This window comes from Streptomyces sp. NPDC127084 (assembly GCF_042724175.1).
Classification (GTDB): domain Bacteria; phylum Actinomycetota; class Actinomycetes; order Streptomycetales; family Streptomycetaceae; genus Streptomyces.
Genome location: NZ_JBHXFA010000030.1, coordinates 1 through 16,749 on the forward strand (window position 1 = coordinate 1; position 16,749 = coordinate 16,749).

General features: G+C 71.5%; 15 protein-coding genes and 2 pseudogenes. 8 read left to right on the forward strand and 9 right to left on the reverse strand.

Features of this window, described 5'->3' with window-relative positions:
* Together ACFWI9_RS09890 and ACFWI9_RS09895 are read left to right on the forward strand one after the other, a co-directional pair.
* Positions 1–1,135: allantoate amidohydrolase (locus ACFWI9_RS09890; RefSeq protein ID WP_387160377.1), on the forward strand; the 1,135-nt coding region annotated here is incomplete at its 5' end.
* Entirely contained in the window at positions 1,126–2,472 is a 1,347-nt protein-coding gene (locus ACFWI9_RS09895; RefSeq protein ID WP_387160378.1) for a formimidoylglutamate deiminase, read from the forward strand. The genes ACFWI9_RS09890 and ACFWI9_RS09895, both read left to right, overlap by 10 nt.
* 294 nt (positions 2,473–2,766) lie before the next feature.
* On the opposite strand, the gene ACFWI9_RS09900 is transcribed toward ACFWI9_RS09895, so the two are convergent.
* The 3 genes from ACFWI9_RS09900 to ACFWI9_RS09910 form a co-directional block, all read right to left on the reverse strand.
* On the reverse strand, positions 2,767–3,972 hold the full coding sequence (locus tag ACFWI9_RS09900) for a VWA-like domain-containing protein (RefSeq protein ID WP_387160451.1): 1,206 nt from the start codon (positions 3,970–3,972) through the stop codon (positions 2,767–2,769).
* Positions 3,973–4,109: 137 nt separating this feature from the next.
* Entirely contained in the window at positions 4,110–5,345 is a 1,236-nt protein-coding gene (locus tag ACFWI9_RS09905) for an AAA family ATPase (RefSeq protein ID WP_387160380.1), read from the reverse strand.
* A 94-nt stretch (positions 5,346–5,439) separates the two neighbouring features.
* Positions 5,440–6,846, reverse strand: coding sequence for a hypothetical protein (locus ACFWI9_RS09910; protein WP_387160381.1), 1,407 nt, complete (start codon positions 6,844–6,846; stop codon positions 5,440–5,442).
* Positions 6,847–7,141: 295 nt separating this feature from the next.
* On the opposite strand from ACFWI9_RS09910, the gene ACFWI9_RS09915 reads away from it, so the two are divergent.
* A complete protein-coding gene (locus ACFWI9_RS09915; RefSeq protein ID WP_387160382.1) occupies positions 7,142–7,558 on the forward strand; it encodes a cytidine deaminase family protein in 417 nt (138 codons plus the stop codon).
* A gap of 15 nt (positions 7,559–7,573) precedes the next feature.
* Here ACFWI9_RS09915 and ACFWI9_RS09920 read toward each other — a convergent pair whose 3' ends face one another.
* Positions 7,574–8,164: a DinB family protein gene (locus ACFWI9_RS09920; protein ID WP_387160383.1), complete on the reverse strand. Its 591-nt coding sequence runs from the start codon at positions 8,162–8,164 to the stop codon at positions 7,574–7,576.
* 180 nt (positions 8,165–8,344) lie between these two features.
* Here ACFWI9_RS09920 and ACFWI9_RS09925 point away from each other — a divergent pair, with 180 nt between their 5' ends.
* Positions 8,345–8,905: a hypothetical protein gene (locus ACFWI9_RS09925; RefSeq protein ID WP_387160385.1), complete on the forward strand. Its 561-nt coding sequence runs from the start codon at positions 8,345–8,347 to the stop codon at positions 8,903–8,905.
* Positions 8,906–9,129: 224 nt separating this feature from the next.
* On the opposite strand, the pseudogene ACFWI9_RS09930 reads toward ACFWI9_RS09925, so the two are convergent.
* From ACFWI9_RS09930 to ACFWI9_RS09940, 3 genes and pseudogenes are all read right to left on the reverse strand, one after another.
* Positions 9,130–9,342, reverse strand: a pseudogene (locus tag ACFWI9_RS09930) (DUF397 domain-containing protein); the annotation flags it as partial.
* Positions 9,342–9,523, reverse strand: a pseudogene (locus tag ACFWI9_RS09935) (helix-turn-helix domain-containing protein); the annotation flags it as partial. The pseudogenes ACFWI9_RS09935 and ACFWI9_RS09930, both read right to left, overlap by 1 nt.
* The gene (locus ACFWI9_RS09940) at positions 9,490–10,236 is read right to left on the reverse strand and encodes a YncE family protein (protein WP_387160388.1); all 747 of its coding nucleotides are present in this window, start codon (positions 10,234–10,236) and stop codon (positions 9,490–9,492) included. The pseudogene ACFWI9_RS09935 and the gene ACFWI9_RS09940, both read right to left, overlap by 34 nt.
* 366 nt (positions 10,237–10,602) lie before the next feature.
* Between ACFWI9_RS09940 and ACFWI9_RS09945 the strand changes: the two genes are divergently transcribed.
* Positions 10,603–11,355, forward strand: a complete 753-nt coding sequence (locus ACFWI9_RS09945; protein WP_387160453.1) for an RNA polymerase sigma factor — start codon at positions 10,603–10,605, stop codon at positions 11,353–11,355.
* Positions 11,355–12,299, forward strand: a complete 945-nt coding sequence (locus ACFWI9_RS09950; RefSeq protein WP_387160390.1) for a hypothetical protein — start codon at positions 11,355–11,357, stop codon at positions 12,297–12,299. The genes ACFWI9_RS09945 and ACFWI9_RS09950 overlap by 1 nt, the downstream gene beginning before the upstream one ends.
* Positions 12,300–12,552: 253 nt before the next feature.
* On the opposite strand, the gene ACFWI9_RS09955 is transcribed toward ACFWI9_RS09950, so the two are convergent.
* Positions 12,553–13,470, reverse strand: a complete 918-nt coding sequence (locus tag ACFWI9_RS09955) for a L,D-transpeptidase family protein (protein WP_387160392.1) — start codon at positions 13,468–13,470, stop codon at positions 12,553–12,555.
* Between the two features lie 177 nt (positions 13,471–13,647).
* Here ACFWI9_RS09955 and ACFWI9_RS09960 point away from each other — a divergent pair, with 177 nt between their 5' ends.
* The gene (locus tag ACFWI9_RS09960; protein WP_387160393.1) at positions 13,648–15,246 is read left to right on the forward strand and encodes a methylmalonyl-CoA mutase; all 1,599 of its coding nucleotides are present in this window, start codon (positions 13,648–13,650) and stop codon (positions 15,244–15,246) included.
* A gap of 108 nt (positions 15,247–15,354) precedes the next feature.
* The gene (gene leuE, locus ACFWI9_RS09965) at positions 15,355–16,014 is read left to right on the forward strand and encodes a leucine efflux protein LeuE (protein WP_387160395.1); all 660 of its coding nucleotides are present in this window, start codon (positions 15,355–15,357) and stop codon (positions 16,012–16,014) included.
* Positions 16,015–16,091: 77 nt separating this feature from the next.
* Here leuE and ACFWI9_RS09970 read toward each other — a convergent pair.
* The coding region (locus ACFWI9_RS09970; protein ID WP_387160397.1) for an FAD-dependent monooxygenase at positions 16,092–16,749 on the reverse strand (658 nt) is incomplete at its 5' end.

Below are 16,749 nucleotides of genomic sequence, written 5' to 3' on the forward strand. Positions count from 1 at the left end.
CTACGCCTGGACCGGCGCGGACGCCGACTGCCGGGCCTGGTTCCGGGAGCAGGCCGAGGCGCGCGGACTGGTCTACGAGGCCGACCGCAACGGCAACCAGTGGGCCTGGTACGGCGATCCGGCCGCCGGTGACGCCGTCGTGACCGGGTCCCACCTGGACTCGGTCCCCGACGGCGGCGCCTTCGACGGCCCGCTCGGGGTCGTCTCCGCCTTCGCCGCGCTCGACGAACTGCGCGGCCGGGGCGCCGAGTTCACCAAGCCGTTCGCCATCACCAACTTCGGCGACGAGGAAGGCGCCCGCTTCGGACTCGCCTGCGTCGGCTCACGCCTCACCGCAGGACAGCTCACCAAGCGGCAGGCGTACGAGCTGCGGGACGGCGACGGGGTGTCGCTGCCCCAGGCCATGGAAGCGGCCGGATACGACCCGGACGCCATCGGTCCAGACCCCGAACGCCTGTCCCGTATCGGCGCGTTCGTCGAACTCCATGTCGAACAGGGCCGCGCCCTCGACCTTTCGGGCGACCCGGTCGGCATCGCCAGCGCCATCTGGCCGCACGGGCGCTGGCGCTTCGACTTCCGCGGCGAGGCCAACCACGCGGGCACCACCCGGCTCGCCGACCGCCGCGACCCCATGCTCAGCTACGCCGAGACCGTGCTCGCCGCCCGTCGCGAAGCCGAACTCGCGGGCGCCGTCGCCACCTTCGGCAAGGTGGCGGTCGAGCCCAACGGCGTCAACGCCATCCCGTCCCTGGTCCGGGGCTGGCTCGACTCCCGCGCCCCAGACCAGGCCACCCTGGACACGGTCGTCACCGCCATCGAACAGGCCGCGAAGGACCGCGCCCAGCGCGATGGCGTGGACCTCGCCGTCGTACGCGAGTCGTTCACCCCGGTGGTCGAGTTCGGCCACGCCCTGCGTGACGAGATCGGGGCGCTGCTCCGCGGCCGGGCCCCGCTGCTGGGCACCGGCGCGGGACACGACGCCGGAATCCTGTCCGGATCCATTCCGACCGCCATGCTGTTCGTACGGAACCCCACGGGCGTCTCACACTCCCCGGCCGAACACGCGGCCGAGGACGACTGCGTCGCCGGGGTCCTCGCGCTCGCCGACGTACTGGAGGGACTCGCGTGCAGGTGAAGGCTGCGGCAACGTACTGGCTGGAGCACGCCTGGCTCGACACCAACGTCGAACCGGGCGTGGTCATCGAGGTCGCCGACGGCCGGATCACCGGCGTCACGACCGGGGCGGCGACCCCGCCCCCCGGGGCCGCGGTGCTGCGGGGCCTTACCCTCCCCGGCCTCGCGAACGCCCACTCCCACGCCTTCCACCGGGCCCTGCGCGGACTCGTACAGGTCGGCTCGGGCACCTTCTGGACCTGGCGCGAGTTCATGTACCAGGTCGCCTCACGACTGACCCCCGACTCGTACCACGCGCTGGCGCGCGCCGTGTACGCGGAGATGGCGCTCGCCGGGATCACCGCCGTCGGCGAGTTCCACTACGTGCACCACGCCCCCGGCGGCGCCCCCTACGCCGACCCGAACGCGATGGGCGAGGCACTGATCGCGGCGGCGGCGGACGCGGGCATCAGGATCACGCTGCTCGACACCGCGTATCTGTCCTCAGGCTTCGGCAAGGCCCCGAACCACCACCAGCTCCGCTTCTCCGACGGCACGGCGGACGCCTGGGCCGCACGGGTCTCGCAGCTCAAGGACAGCGAGCTGGTACGCATCGGCGCGGCGATCCACTCCGTACGGGCCGTCCCCGCCGCCCAGCTCTCGACGGTCGCCGCCTGGGCCGCCGAACGCAGCGCGCCCCTGCATGTCCACCTCTCCGAGCAGACCGCGGAGAACGACGCCTGCCTCGCCGCCCACGGCCGCACCCCGACCCGGCTGCTCGCCGACCACGGCGTGCTCGGCCCGCGCACCACCGGCGTTCACAACACGCATCTGACGGACGACGACATCCGCCTGCTCGGCTCCACCGGCACCGGCACCTGTATGTGCCCGACGACCGAGCGGGACCTGGCCGACGGCATCGGCCCCGCCGTCGCCCTGGGCCGGGCGGGCAGCCCGCTGTCGCTGGGCAGCGACAGCCACGCCGTGATCGACCTGCTCGAAGAGGCGCGGGCGATGGAGCTCAACGAGCGCCTGCGCTCGCGCACCCGCGGCCACTGGACAGCAGCGGCCCTGCTGCGCGCCGCCACCGCCGAGGGCCACGCAGCGCTCGGCTGGGACGGCGCGGGCAGCCTTGAGGCCGGCGCCCTGGCCGACTTCACCACCATCGCCCTGGACTCGGTACGCACCGCGGGCCCCCTGCCGAGGCTCGGCGCCGAGACCGCCGTCTTCGCGGCGACGGCGGCCGACGTCCGGCACACCGTGGTCGCGGGCCGGCAGGTGGTGCGGGACGGGGTGCACACCCTGGTGCCGGACGTGGCGTCGGCACTGGCGGAGACGATCGGGGCGCTGCGAGGCTGAGGGATCGCCCGCCCGAGCCGGGACGGCCGCGCCGATGCATGTGGTCGGCGGACTCACCGCGGACGCCGTGACATCGAGCACACCCCGCAGCGCATTGCCGATGCCGTTGGTGTGCGTCGCGTCGGTCGGCCCTTCGACGTCACCGAATCCGCTTCCGGCGTCCACAGCCATGCGGACGGGCCGGTGATGATCTGATACCAGGAGAACTACCGAGATGACGTGGTGCTGTTTCTGCGCGCTCACCAGTCCAGTGCCGAGCTCAAGGAAGACGAGTGACTGCCCAGCCCGCTCCGCTCACCCGATGGTGACCACCCGCGCCCAGGGCGGCGGCGTGTCCGGGACGTAGTCGGGGTCGTTCTCGTGGACGCGGCGGGTGGGGCGCGGGAAGAGGCCGACGACCGTGCGGCAGGACGGCTGCGCCGAAGGCCATGGCGTCTGGCCGTCCGTCAGGGCGACGATCACGTCCGGGCGCGGCCGGGAGCGCAGCGCGCGGGCGAAGCCCGAGCGCAGGTCCGTACCGCCGCCGCCGATGAGTTCGATCTTCTCGGCGCGGCAGATCGGTACGGCGACCCCGGCCGCCGCGTCGCAGGAGATCACCGACACCAGGTCGCGCCGCCCGCCCACAGCCCGTGAGATCGCCGCCACCTCCAGCAGTGCGCTGCCCAACTCGGCGTCACTCACCGACCCGGAGGTGTCGATCACCACGCACACCCGGGGCGGGGTGGGGCGCAGGCTCGGCAGCAGCACCCTGGGCACGGAGGCCGAACGCCGGGACGGGCGGTGGTAGCTGTGGTTCCCGCTCGCGCCCGCCGCTCCCGCCGCCGAACGGATCGCCGCGCCCAGCAACTGCCGCCACGGCTGCGGCGGATGGAAGGCCTCCTCCGCCCATCGCTTCCAACCCTCCGGAGCGTCGCCCGGCCGGCCCTTGATCCCCTCAGCGACCCGGAAACGGACCGCGTCCCGCTGCTGCCTGCTGAGCCCGTGTGCCCCGTCCGGCCCCAGCTCCCACGGCCGCGCCTCGCCGTCGGCACCGCCGCCGCAGTCCAGCCAGGCCAGCTCCGCGGCGAGCCCGGACAGCGACGCCTTCCGGAGGTACTCCTCCATCAGCAGCCCGTCGGACAGTCCCAGGAGTGCCGGCAGCACCGCCCCGGTGGGCCGGGGCAAGCCGTCACCGTAGATGTCGTCGTTGATCTCGAAGTCCGCGGCGATGTTCCGCCGCAGCCTCTCGCCCGGCCCGTACGCCTCGTTCTCCCGCGCGTACCGCTCACCGCGCCCATGGTGGTCCCGGAGCAGGTGGGACACCTCGTGCACCCAGACCCCCGCCAGTTCCTCCACCGGCATACGCGCCACGAAGGCGGGGGACACGTAGCAGCGCCAGTGCGCGTCCACCGCCATCGTGGGCACTGAGCGGTCCTCGACCACATGCAGCGCGAACAGCGCGGCGGCCAGGTAGGGGCGGACCTTCACCGCGTGCAGCCGGGCCGCCAGCAGCTTCTCCATGTCCAGCCGGAGTACGGGAGCGTCGGCGGGCTGCACCGGATCGGGCCTGGTGGGCGCCCGTACCGGACCCGGCGCCGCGCGCCGGGCCATCGGAGTCGGCAGCGGACGCGGCAGTGGGCGCTTCGTCCCGGCCCCCGTCATCGGCGCACCCCCGCCGCAGCCACGGCAGCCGCGCCCGTGGTGGCCTTCCCCACCGACCGGTCCGCACGACGGGACAGACCGATCAGCCCGATGAGCCGCTCCACCGCCTCCGGCACCTCCCAGTCGTCGCGCCGCAGCGAAGCCAGCACCGAGGCCGGAGCGACCAGCAGATCCGGTGCACCGGTCTCCAGCGCCCGCACCAGCACGGCCCAACCCGCCTCCCAACGCTCCCGCCCCGGCCGTGCCCCGACAGCAGCCACCACCCCCTCCAGCGCCGCCTGCCGCAGATCGCCCCGTACCGGCAGCTCGGCGGAGGACGGATCGGCCAGCAGCGACTCCGGGTCAGGCAGGTCCATCCGGTCCAGATGGGCGAGGAGTTCAAGCCCGGGGCCGTCGCCGACCGCGCCCCGCACCAGCAACGCCAGCACCTCCCGGGACACGGAAGCCGCCGTGCCGAAAGCCAGCAGCGTCAGCGCGGCCTCCCAGCTGCGAGGGGAAGGCCAGGCACCTCCGCGCCTGGTCTCGCTGCTCGGCAGCCGGTGGATCAGGGTGGGCCGGGCCTCCAGGAAGCCGCACACCGCGCGCCGGGCGAAGTCCACAGCCTCCGGCAGCCGTTCCGGCACCAGCCGGGGCAGCTCGGCCCGGGGCCAGACCCCGCCGAGCCCCCGCACCACCACATCCCGGTCGTGCACCCAGTACAGATGCACGAACCGGTTCGCCAGCGGCGGACTCAGCTCCCATCCGTCCGCCGCCGACGCCCGCGGATTGGCCGCGGCCACGATCCTCACCCCCGGCGGGAGTTGCAGCGCACCGACCTTCCGCTCGAGGACCACCCGCAGCAGCGCGGCCTGGACAGCCGGGGTCGCGGTGGACAGCTCGTCCAGGAACAGCAGCCCCCGCCCGGCCCCCACCAGCTCCACGGCCCACTGCGGCGGCGCCATCGGCACGCCCTGCGTCGCGGGGTCGTCGCCCACGATCGGCAGCCCGGAGAAGTCGGAGGGCTCGTGGACGCTGGCGATCACCGTGGTCAGCGGCAGGCCGAGGGAGTCGGCGAGCTGGTTCAGGGCCGCGGTCTTGCCGATACCCGGCTCGCCCCAGAGCAGTACAGGCAGATCGGCCGACACGGCGAGGGTGAGCGCTTCGAGCTGCTCGTCGGGGCGGGGCGCGGTGGTGGTCGTACGAAGGAGGGAGAGAAGGTCGTCGGCGAGGGACAGACGGGAAGTCACGGGCATCACCTGAGGAGGAGAGGGCGGCGCGAAACACGCAGCAGAGAACAAGGAAAGAGGGGAAACTGCGGCGGCACGAGGAAGCCGTTGCGCGCGGAAGTCAGCCGGACAGCGCGTTACGGGGCCGAGTCCGGCTGCCGCGCTTGCGCCGCAAGGCGGCGGGCAGCGAACGGAGGTCCGGGCGGGACTCCCACTCCGAATAGCCGGCCGCACCGGCCGCGGGGTGCACGGAAAGCAGCCCCGACCGGAACAGCCCATGGTCGATACGCCGGGCCACCGCCGACTCCAGCGCCTCCCGGAGCGGCCCGTCGCGCAGCACGGCACCGGTCCCGAGCAGCCCCTCGACCACGGCCAGCGCCCCGGCGACATCACCGTGGCCCAGCCGTTCCCGTACCGCGGGCAGCGCCTCAGGGCTGCGGTGCACGGCGTCGATCGCCCGCAAACAGGCCAGGGGCGGCCCGCCGAGCGCCACGAGCAGCTCCTCGCGGCTCAGTTGGTCCGGATCGTGATCGACGGCCGTCAGCACCCCGTCTCGCAACGCGATCCGGTGCACCTCGCCCCGGCACTCCACCCGGTGCGGATCATCGGACTCTGTTTCGGCTACGAGGGCACTGTCGGCCACCGGCGCCGCCAGGGCCGCGGCGACAAGCGGATGCAACCGCCCGGACGTGACCAGCCCGGTGTTCAGCAGTTCCAGATCCGGCAGCACCCGCGCCGACGCCTCCGGCAGCACCGGAAGCGCGGCGATGCCGTTCTGCGGGGTCCGTACCTCCCGCAAGGCGGGGACATGGCTGTCGTCGGGCGCGACGAGCTCGTACACGGCACTGCTCCGCGCGCCTGCCCCGAGCCGCACACTGAACGCCCCGCGAGGCCCCTGCCCCTCGGCGCGCAACAGCAACTCGGCCTCGGCGGCCCAACGTGCCACCGCCCAGGGGGATTCACCTCCGGCGGCAGAGCGCCACCTCAGGTCCGCGCTCCGTCCGGCATCCCAGAGATGCCGGTGCAAGTCGAGGCGGAAGCGCCGGTCGGGATGCGGATGCGGGTGATGCCCGGAGCCGTTGGACCCGCCGGATCCGGCGTGCCCGTCGGACCCGTCCCACAGCGCCAGCGACATCCGCTGCCCGGCATCCGCCCAGCTCGGCGGCGTCCGCACCACCAACAGCAACGGCGCGTCGCCGGACCGCGGATATCGGGCCAGACAGACGGTGAGGCCAGGGCGGAGCAGCCCGTCGGGGGCGCTCCGGGGCATGTGCCAGCGCAGCAGATCCGGCGCGAGGCGGCGCAGATCCGCGCGAAGACGGGTGGCAAGTTCGGTGCCGTGGCGACGTCCCACAGCGCGCAGATCGAAATCGACATCGACCCGGGCAGCGGCACAAGCCCCCGCCCAGTCGCCGACCGCACGCCGTGCGGTCGCGGTCTCGATCATGGACGGTGGCACGGCGTACTCACGTACGCGCTGCCACATCAGCAGTCGGGGCGGAATCTCGTTCGCGAAGTGATGTGCCATCAGCACTCACCCTGAGCGAACGATGCCCCCAATCCGAATGAGGAGGAGTTCTTCATCGCGGGCATCGTAATCACACCGATCGCGATCTGTCAGTTCCTTTGCCCCTCGTGCGTCACGAATAGCGCGGCAGGTCGGCGGGGCAGCGGCCGGAGGCTGGGTGCGCGGTAGGCGCCTCGTGTGTGGGACGGTCACCTGGATGACGCCGCGGCTCGCCGGGTGAACCGGCTTCGGTGCGCTCCGCGCATTTCGCTCGCGGAGTCTCGTACCCGACGAAGACACAAGGAGAGGCAGACGCATGACCATGCAGTCCCGCGACACCGTCGACCACGAGCTCATCCAAGCCGCGGCGGATGTCGCCCGCACTCGCTGCCGGGGCGACAACCACACCATGGCCGCCGCCGGCCGTGCCCAGGACGGCCGGATCATCACGGCGGTGAACGCCTACCACTTCACCGGAGGGCCCTGTGCCGAGCTGGTCCTCATCGGTACGGCAGCGGCCCAGGGAGCGTACGAACTGGACACGATCGTCGCCGTGGGCGACGGCGAACGCGGTGTCGTTCCACCGTGCGGCCGGTGCCGCCAAGTCCTTCTCGATTACTTCCCAGCCGTCAAGGTCATCGTCGGCAACGGAGACCGCCGCCGCACCGTACGCGTCACCGACTTGCTGCCGGAGAGCTACGTCTGGGCCGACCACCAGCTTGAGAACGGATAGGCGCCACGACGGTCGTCACTGGCCGACCCGGCCGTCGATCCGCTCCCGCAGGAGGTCGGCGTGGCCGCAGTGCCGCGCGTACTCCCCGATCTGCGCCACCAGAATGTCGCGGAGCTGCACGTCCCCAGCGGGCCGGGCGCCGAGGTCGGCGAAGCCGGCGATGAACCGGTCGGTGAGTTCCGCCTCGGCCCGCCACTGACGCCAGGCATCCGCCACGATCTCCGGGTCGGCCACCGCACCGTTCCAGTCGCCGTCGCGGTCTTCTGCGGTGCGGTAGATCCTGGGCAGGTCCTCCCCCGCCATCCGGCGGAAGTGCCGCTCATCCTCGGCCATATGACGCACCAGCCCGAGCAGGGACATCGTCGACGGAGGCACGGAGCGCCGAGCCATCTGCTCGGCGTCCAGCCCGGCGCATTTCATCTCCACGGTGAGGCGGAAGTGGCGCAGACCGTCAAGCAGCGTGCTGCGTTCATCGACCGTCTCGGTGCCGGACGCGCGCGGATCGTCGTCCGGATCGACCCACATGTCGCGGTGGACGGTGGACGGCGTCCAGCGGGTTACCGCTGCCGCTTCGTCGATGTGCTCAGTTGACTCTATCGACTCCATGCGGGCAATCCTCGCGCACGTCAGCACCGTCCACTACCGAATACCGCGCCCCACCAGCCACAAGGAACGTGATCGACATCGACTGCGACCGCCGGTGGCGGGCGTCCGACCCCTGGGGATAGCCTCAGCGTTTGCCCTTAAGCACTTGTTCGATCGACTCAACTACGGGGAATCGCAGGCATGTCGACGCCTCCACCGCAGTACCAGAACCAACCGCCCTACGGACAGCCGCAGCAGCCCTACGGCTACCCGCAGCAGCCTCAGCCGCAGACTCCGTACGGCTACCCGCAGCAGCCGCAGGCCCCCTATGGCTACCCGCAGCAACCGCAGCCGCAGGCTTTGTACGGCTATCAGCAGCAACCTCAGCCGCAGTCGCCCCAAGGGCCGCAGCGACCGCAGTCAGGAGCTCTCGGCCGGATGCTGAGGTCCGCCGTCATCCTCATAGCCGTGCTCGGCGCCCTCGGCTACTGGGTGTGGGACTACAACACCGACCCCAACGGCGGCAAGGCGAAGAAGGAGGCCGAGTCCGCGTCCCACAACCCGTCCATCGGTGACTGCGTCAAGATCGCGGACCCGCAGGGCAGCCCGGAGCCGACGGTCGTCGACTGCGACTCCCCGGAAGCCGAGTACAAGATGGGCGACCTGACGATCGGGGCGAGGCAGTGCGACGCCAAGTACGACTACGCCATCAAGTCGACCCGTCGAGGCAGTAGTACGACGAAGTGCTTCACCAAGCTCTGACCGGAGCATGAAAGAGCCCGGATACCGACGGGGGATGCGGTATCCGGGCCTCTGATCATCATGGCACACAGCCGGGCGGCAGTCGCGGACTTCGACGCTCTTCGCCGTAAACGTCGGCGCTTATGTCGGCGGACGGCCAGAGCGGACCGTGTCCGGGGTGCTCGGGGAGTGTGACTGCGGCGTGGCCCCGGAGACCACGCCGCAGGTGCCCCGGCGCCGGTGGGTCAGGCCTTGACCGTGGTGACGAAGGCGGTCCAGGCGAAAGCGGGGATCACGAGCACGGGGCCGTCGGCGACCTTGGAGTCCCGGACGGGGACGACGCCGTGGAGGCCGTCGGCGACCTCGACGCAGTTGCCGCCGCTGCCGTTGCTGTAGCTGCTCTTACGCCAGCGGGCGGCGCCCAGGAAGCCCTCGGCGACCTCGACGCAGGCTCCGCCGCCAGCTCCAGCGGCATCCGCCGCTCACCGCGCTCGATCTCGCTGAGTTGGCTCTGCCCGTAGAAGCTGCCCTCCACCAACTCCGCCAGCGTCAGCCCCGCCTGCTCACGCAGGAAGCGCAACTCGCTCCGTAGAAGGTGGGAACGCTCAGCGAGACGCCGATGTCCTTGCGTCGTGGCATCGTTCACCGCCTGGTGCTCCTCCCGGCCGTTCCGTTCCCGGCGATTCCCGCGCCGAATCCAACAGCACGCCGTGTGCGCGCCGTTCCCGTACGGGAACTGAATCGCCTTCCACGGTAGGCCCTTTCACGCCACTGTGTGGGGGATTCGTCACACAGCGCACAGAAAGGTGTGCCCCCACATGAACGACGACACCGGAGCCGACGAGTGCACCGAGCAGCTCCGTGCCGCTCTCGCCGACCACGGGATCACCCTGCCGTCCCTCGGCGAGCCCGGCGGTGGCTTCGGTGCTCACCGTGAGGTGGTACCTGGCGCCCTCCTGACCCCGCCGGAAGTTGTCGGCGTGACTCTTGCTGATCGTCAGTACCGGGGCGGCGGCCGCGGGGACCAGACCGACAGCAACCCCGGCGGGGGTGTCACCGACGTTGACGGTGTCGGTGGCGGTGTCGATCACCCATACCGTGTCGCCGTCGCCGTCGCCGTTGGCGTTGGTGACGTAGACAGCATTGCCGTCGGGGGTGATCGCCACGCCCTCTGGGCGGTCGCCGACGGGGATGGTGGTGGTGGCGGTGTCGATTACGGAGACCGTGTCGCTGAGGGCGTTGGCGACATAGGCGTAGGTGCCGGTCGGCACAGCGGCGGCGGAGGGCGCGGCGACGGGCGACAGGGCCAGGCCGACCGCTGTGGCCAAGCCCGCCCCGTGGAGGTTGGTCACGCCGGTGGTGCGCAGTCCGCAACCGTTCCGGTTGAGGAGGCAGAAAAGGTGTTGTCCGTCCCGGACGGGCACGCCACGGTGACGGTCGCGCCTTGTGCTCAGCCGGGTCAGGGTGGAGGGAAGGGGGAGGACGACCGGGGCCGCCACCCCCCACAGGAGAGGCCCCGGTCGTCGTCCTAGAGGCCGCGTGCGGCCCCGTACTCCGTTCAGCGCCGGGGGTGCGTTTTCTGTCACACGCACCTGACCAGCAGAATGTTGCAAGTTGTACAAGACGTGGACGTACGCAGCGGTAGCCGCGTAGCGTGCTTTTGCGCGAAGGCGTGTGCGATGGCGGTGACCAGCCGCGATGACGAACGGGTAGTGGGAGTGCTGGGGGACGACGCGGAGCTGACCGCCGCGGTGCTCGCGGCTCAGGACGGAAGTGAAGAGGCCTTCCGGACTGTGTACCGCGCCGTGCACCCGCGGCTGCTCGGTTACATACGCACACTGGTCGGAGAAGCGGACGCGGAGGATGTCGCGTCCGAGTCCTGGTTGCAGATAGCCCGGGACCTGGAACGGTTCAGCGGGGACGCGGACCGCTTCCGTGGCTGGGCGGCGCGGATCGCGCGCAACCGGGCTCTGGACCACATACGGATGCGCGGGCGGCGGCCGGCCATCGGGGGAGACGAGACGGAACTCACCGGGCGGCCCGCCGAGTCGGACACCGCCGACGAGGCCATGGAGGCGCTCGCCACCGGGCGGGCGATGGAGCTGATCTCGCAGTTGCCGCAGGACCAGGCCGAGGCCGTGGTGCTACGGGTCGTGGTGGGGCTGGACGCGAAGTCCGCGGCGGAGACACTCGGGAAGCGTCCCGGTGCGGTACGTACCGCGGCGCACAGAGGGCTGAAGCGCCTGGCCGAACTGCTCGGCGACGCGGGCGACGGGGGCGGCGGGGCTGTGGACGACGGCCCGGGTGATGGAACTCACGGCGGTAAGCCGAGCGGTGGAAGGCGCAGTTCCGCGAATCTTGGAAAGGGCGCCGAACTGGGCGCCGTACCACCGCAGCGACGCCCCCGGCGCGGAGTGGCACGCTCCGCTGGTGTGACGCATTCGCGTCTGCGGACGCAGAAGGACATGTGATGGCCGACGAGCGCTACCCATGGCTCGACCAGGAGGCCGCGGAGCGGCTGCTGCGCGGTGAGGAAGCGGCGCTGGCCGCCTTCCGCAAGGTGCGCGAGGGTGGCGCGGACGAGTTGCTGCCGACCGCTGTGCGGCTCGGAGGCGCGGAATCCGGCACCTATGCGGCTCCGGTGGCGTCCGCCGGACCCAGGTCCCGCCGTCGCCCGGGGCCCTGGGGGCGGCCGATGCGCTGGGGGCTGGCCGCTTCGCTGGCCGGGTTCGCGGTGGGCGGTGTCGCCGTAGCTGCGGGGGTGGGTGCTCTCACCGGCCCCTTTGGTGAAGAGAACACACCCATGCCTGGAGCGTCCGTATCCGCCCAGGTTTCACCCGATTCAGTTGAATCGGGTTCGATGCCGGGTGACTCTGACACCCTGACACCGGATGGGCCGACGACCGGTGAGGGTGGTGCGATCGTGCCGCCGTCGCCGGGTGCCGAAGAGCCCACGGGCGGTGCCGACGGCGGCGGCACGGACAGCCCGGACAGTCCTCGCCGCGACGACAAGAAGGACGGCGACCACTCCTGGGAGTGGGGCGACGGCAGGGACATCAGCCGCAGCGAGTGGTACGCGAAGACGCGCGGCGCCTGCCGTGACTATCGCAGTGGGCGGCTCGATGAGGACGACAAGCGTCAGCTCGAGTCCCTGGCCAAGGGCGCTGACCGGGTGACGCGTTTCTGCGACCGCCTGCTCGATGCGGACGGGGACTCCGGCAACGGAAACTCCGGCAGCGACAGCTCCGGCGACGATGACAACGGCACCGACGGTGACGGGCGCGGCGGGAACGACGACCGTGGCGGCGACTCCGTCAAGGGCTTGAGTGACGGCAACGCCACCGAGGGGACGGACTCCCTGACGGCCGTCCCCGCGTCCGCGCTGTCCCTGTCGGCCGCGATCAGCGTCTACTGACCCTCTCGCATGCTCTCGTATGCCCGCTGACCTGCGGTTCTCGATTTCGTGGAAAAAAGTTTCGGCCAGGTGTGACGTTTTTCGGCGGCGCGGCGCAGTTGTAAGTGAGCCGACTGGTCATCGGCAGCGCACGAGCCGGGGTTCCCCCCGTACCTACGGCTCAGCGCACATGGCGCGGGCGGGACACGTTCCCCCGGTTCCGCCCGCGCCCTCTCTCACCGAAACGCCGGCTCATCGAGGCACCGGCACACGGTCACCAGTGGACGACGACCTTGTCGCCCTTCTGCACCTGGGCGAAGACCTGAGCGAGCTTCTGCTTGTCCCGGACGTTGACGCAACCGTGCGAAGCGCCGTTGTAACCACGGGCCGCGAAGTCCGCCGAGTAGTGCACCGCCTGGCCGCCGCTGAAGAACATCGCGTACGGCATCGGGGTGTGGTAGATCGTGGACGTCCACTCCTTGGCCTTCCAGCCCACGTTGAAAGTGCCCTCGCGGGTCGGGGTGTTCTCCGAGCCGAAGCGCACGTCCATCGCCGCGACCACCTTGCCGTCGATCATCCAGGCGAGCGTCCGGCTCTCCTTGCTGATGCACAGCACGCGTCCCTTCAGGCAGCGTGCGTCGGGCTTGTCCAGTTCATTGGTGGTGGCCGGGCGCAGCTCGTCGGCGGTCGGCTTGCGGCTGGCGCCGGTGAGCCTCGTCCAGGTGGTCCCGTCGACCGTGCCGGTCTCGGGCAGCCCGCTCTTCTTCTGGAAGGCGCTCACGGCCTTCGAGGTCATCGAACCGTAGAAGGCGGTGGGCGAGCGGTGGAAGTGGCCGATCTGGCGCAGCCGCGCCTGGAGCTCCCGTACCTGCTCGTTCTCGGTGCCCTCGCGCATCAGCACTCCGCCCGGCTTGTCCGAAGTGCCGGACGGCGAGCTGGACGCCGAGGCCGACGGCGGTGCCGCGCTCGGCGTGCTGTCCGTGACCTGATCGGCCGAAGCGTCCGGGGCCTTCGACGGCGACGCAGCCGCGGCGGGCCGCGCCGGTGACTTGGCGTCGCCGGGCGACGGGGCGGTGCAGCCCGCGGCGAGGGCGATGGCGACGGCGGCCAGCGCGGTACGGCCGAGAGCGGCCCGACTGGGCGCACTTCCGGTGAGAACGGTTCTCTTCAGGACAGACGTGTGGCGACGCATAGGAGCCCCCCGGTACGGATGTGTGTGCCAATAGGGATGCCTTTCTTGCCGTGCTTGGTTGCTGCCGGGGGAGCATCCTGTTGAGGAAGCTGACAGAGCAGGCACAGCGGCAGCGCGGAATGACGCGTTCAGTACCTTTAGCACCTTTGGCACCAGCTCCAGCGGGAGGCACGTCACATGGCGCGTGAGTCGGAGTCGGGTCTGCCTATCCAGCCGGTGTACGGGCCGGGGGCGCTGGACGGGGTGAACGGCGGGGACGCCTGGGACGCCGCCGAGCGGCTGGGGGAGCCGGGTGCGTACCCGTTCACGCGCGGGGTCTACCCGACGATGTACACCGGCCGGCCCTGGACGATGCGGCAGTACGCGGGCTTCGGCACCGCCGTCGAGTCCAACGCCCGCTACCGCGAGCTCATCGCCCATGGGACGACGGGTCTGTCCGTGGCCTTCGACCTGCCGACCCAGATGGGCTACGACAGTGACGCGCCGCTCGCGCACGGGGAAGTCGGCAAGGTCGGGGTGGCCATCGACTCGATCGACGACATGCGGGTGCTTTTCGACGGCATTCCGCTCGACCAGGTGTCCACGTCGATGACGATCAACGCCCCGGCGGCCGTACTGCTGCTGCTCTACCAACTCGTCGCCGAGGAGCAGGGCGCGGCGGCCGACCGGCTCACCGGCACCATCCAGAACGACGTGCTCAAGGAGTACATCGCCCGCGGGACGTACATCTTCCCGCCGAAGCCGTCGCTGCGGCTGATCGCCGACATCTTCAGGTACTGCAAGGCCGAGATCCCCAGGTGGAACACGATTTCGATCTCCGGCTACCACATGGCGGAGGCCGGGGCCTCGCCCGTACAGGAGATCGCCTTCACCCTCGCGGACGGCATCGAGTACGTCCGAACGGCGGTGGCGGCGGGGATGGCCGTTGACGACTTCGCCCCCCGGCTCTCCTTCTTCTTCGTGGCGCGTACGACCCTGCTGGAGGAGGTCGCGAAATTCCGCGCGGCGCGACGCATCTGGGCGCGGGTGATGCGGGACGAGTTCGGGGCGCGCGATCCGAAGTCGATGATGCTGCGCTTCCACACCCAGACGGCGGGCGTCCAGCTCACCGCCCAGCAGCCCGAGGTCAACCTGGTGCGGGTCGCCGTCCAGGGACTGGCGGCCGTACTGGGCGGCACCCAGTCACTGCACACCAACTCCTTTGACGAGGCCATCGCCCTCCCCACGGCCACCTCGGCGAGGCTGGCCCTGCGCACCCAGCAGGTGCTCGCCTACGAGACGGACGTGACGGCGACGGTGGACCCGTTCGCCGGCTCGTACGCCGTGGAGAGGATGACCGACGACGTGGAGGCGGCGGCGCTGGAGCTGATGGCGAGGGTCGAGGATCTCGGCGGCGCGGAAGCCGCGATCGAGCACGGCTTCCAGAAGAGCGAGATCGAGCGCAACGCCTACCGCATCGCCCAGGAGACCGACAGCGGTGAGCGCGTGGTGGTCGGGGTCAACCGCTTCGCCCTGGACCGGGAGGAGCCCTACGAGCCGCTGCGCGTCGACCCCGCGATCGAGGCGCAGCAGGTGGAGCGGCTGGCCCGGCTGCGCGCCGAACGGGACGGGCTCGCGGTGGAGTCGGCGCTCGCCGAGCTGAGGGTGGCGGCGGCGGGAAGCGCCAACGTGCTCTACCCGATGAAGGAGGCACTGCGGGCGCGGGCGACGGTGGGCGAGGTGTGCGACGCCCTGCGCGGGGTGTGGGGGACGTATGTGCCGAGTGACGCGTTCTGAGGTGCGCGTTCCGCGATGCGCCTTCCGCGGTTCGCGGTGCGGGCGGGTGAGTTCCGCCCTTCGAAACGCTGGGGCGGGCTGTCGTACCCATGTGCGACACTCCGCCTCATGCTGGGTGTGACGGATCTGCCGACCTACCTCGTGGGACTCGTCCTGATCGTGCTGCTGCCAGGACCCAACTCGCTGTACGTGCTCTCTGTGGCGGCACGTCGAGGAGTGCGGGCGGGGTATGGGGCGGCGGCCGGTGTGTGGTGCGGGGACACCGTGCTGATGACCCTGTCCGCCGCCGGGGTCGCCTCGCTGCTCCAGGCCAACGCCGTGCTCTTCGCCATAGTCAAGTACGCGGGCGCGGGCTATCTGAGCTGGCTGGCCGTGGGCATGCTGCGGGCCGCCTGGGGCATGTGGCGCGACGTCCGGACCGAGCGGGCGGCGGCGGAGGGCGGTCCCGACGCGGCGACGTCGCGGGGCGAGCGGCCGTTCCGGCGGGCACTGGTGGTCAGCCTGTTCAACCCCAAGGCGATCCTCTTCTTCGTCGCCTTCTTCGTGCAGTTCGTGGACCCGGGCTACGCCTACCCCGCGCTCTCCTTCCTCGTACTCGGCGCCCTCGCCCAGGTGGCGAGCTGCCTGTATCTGACGCTGCTGATATTCAGCGGCACACACCTGGCGTCCGCGTTCCGCCGCCGTCGGCGGCTCTCGGCGGGTGCCACCTCCGCCGCCGGGGTCCTGTTCCTCGGGTTCGCGGCGAAGCTGTCGCTCAGCGGCGCCTGACGGGCGCCGCCCGCGCGTCGGTCGAGGGTCGAGGCGACCCCGTAGGTCAGGCGATCCGCATCCTTTGTCGCCTTCGGTCACGCGGGCCTGACGGCCATGACCTTCGCCAGGTAGTCCCGGAGCCCCGTCGTGTCCTCGCCTGCCCAGCCGATGTAGCCGTCCGGGCGGACCAGGAAGAAACCCGTGCCGTAGGCCTCGTGGGTCTCGTCCGGCGCGGCACGCAGGGTGTGGACGGTGCCGGGCAGCTCCTGGGTGGTGGGCTGCGGCGCTTTCGTGCCCAGTGCGAGCAGGGTGAAGTGCGGTCCGCGGAAGGCGTCGAACAGCCGGGTGCCGTCCGGGCGGCGGCCGTCGGGGGCGCGGTCACCCGCGGTCAGGGTGCCTGCCGCGCCGCTGGAGAGCGGGCCGCCGCGGTAGCCGAGGCCGAGTTGGCGGGTGCTGCCGCCGCGCTTCGCTTCGCCCCGGTGGATCCGGGTCGACAGGCCCAGCATCTCGGCGGCGACGGGGCGGCGTTCCTCCTCGTACGAGTCCAGCAGGGACTCGGGCGCGCCGTGGCGCAGCACCTGGCCCAGCTTCCAGCCCAGGTTGTAGGCGTCCTGGACGCTGGTGTTGAGGCCCTGGCCGCCGGCCGGGGAGTGGACGTGGGCGGCGTGGGGGGGGCGGCGCGCCCCCGCGCCGCCCCCCCACGCCCCGCGCTCCCAGCCCGCGCCGGGGGAGGTGTGTGCGGCGCGGCCCAGC

Bases quoted from the DNA above. Each gene is read 5' to 3' on its own strand.
- ACFWI9_RS09900 (WP_387160451.1), bottom strand. From the start codon at position 3,972: ATGGAGAAGCTGCTGGCGGCCCGGCTGCACGCGGTGAAGGTCCGCCCC.
- ACFWI9_RS09905 (WP_387160380.1), bottom strand. From the start codon at position 5,345: ATGCCCGTGACTTCCCGTCTGTCCCTCGCCGACGACCTTCTCTCCCTC.
- ACFWI9_RS09910 (WP_387160381.1), bottom strand. From the start codon at position 6,846: ATGGCACATCACTTCGCGAACGAGATTCCGCCCCGACTGCTGATGTGG.
- ACFWI9_RS09915 (WP_387160382.1), top strand. From the start codon at position 7,142: ATGACCATGCAGTCCCGCGACACCGTCGACCACGAGCTCATCCAAGCC.
- ACFWI9_RS09920 (WP_387160383.1), bottom strand. From the start codon at position 8,164: ATGGAGTCGATAGAGTCAACTGAGCACATCGACGAAGCGGCAGCGGTA.
- ACFWI9_RS09925 (WP_387160385.1), top strand. From the start codon at position 8,345: ATGTCGACGCCTCCACCGCAGTACCAGAACCAACCGCCCTACGGACAG.
- ACFWI9_RS09950 (WP_387160390.1), top strand. From the start codon at position 11,355: ATGGCCGACGAGCGCTACCCATGGCTCGACCAGGAGGCCGCGGAGCGG.
- ACFWI9_RS09955 (WP_387160392.1), bottom strand. From the start codon at position 13,470: ATGCGTCGCCACACGTCTGTCCTGAAGAGAACCGTTCTCACCGGAAGT.
- ACFWI9_RS09960 (WP_387160393.1), top strand. From the start codon at position 13,648: ATGGCGCGTGAGTCGGAGTCGGGTCTGCCTATCCAGCCGGTGTACGGG.
- leuE (WP_387160395.1), top strand. From the start codon at position 15,355: ATGCTGGGTGTGACGGATCTGCCGACCTACCTCGTGGGACTCGTCCTG.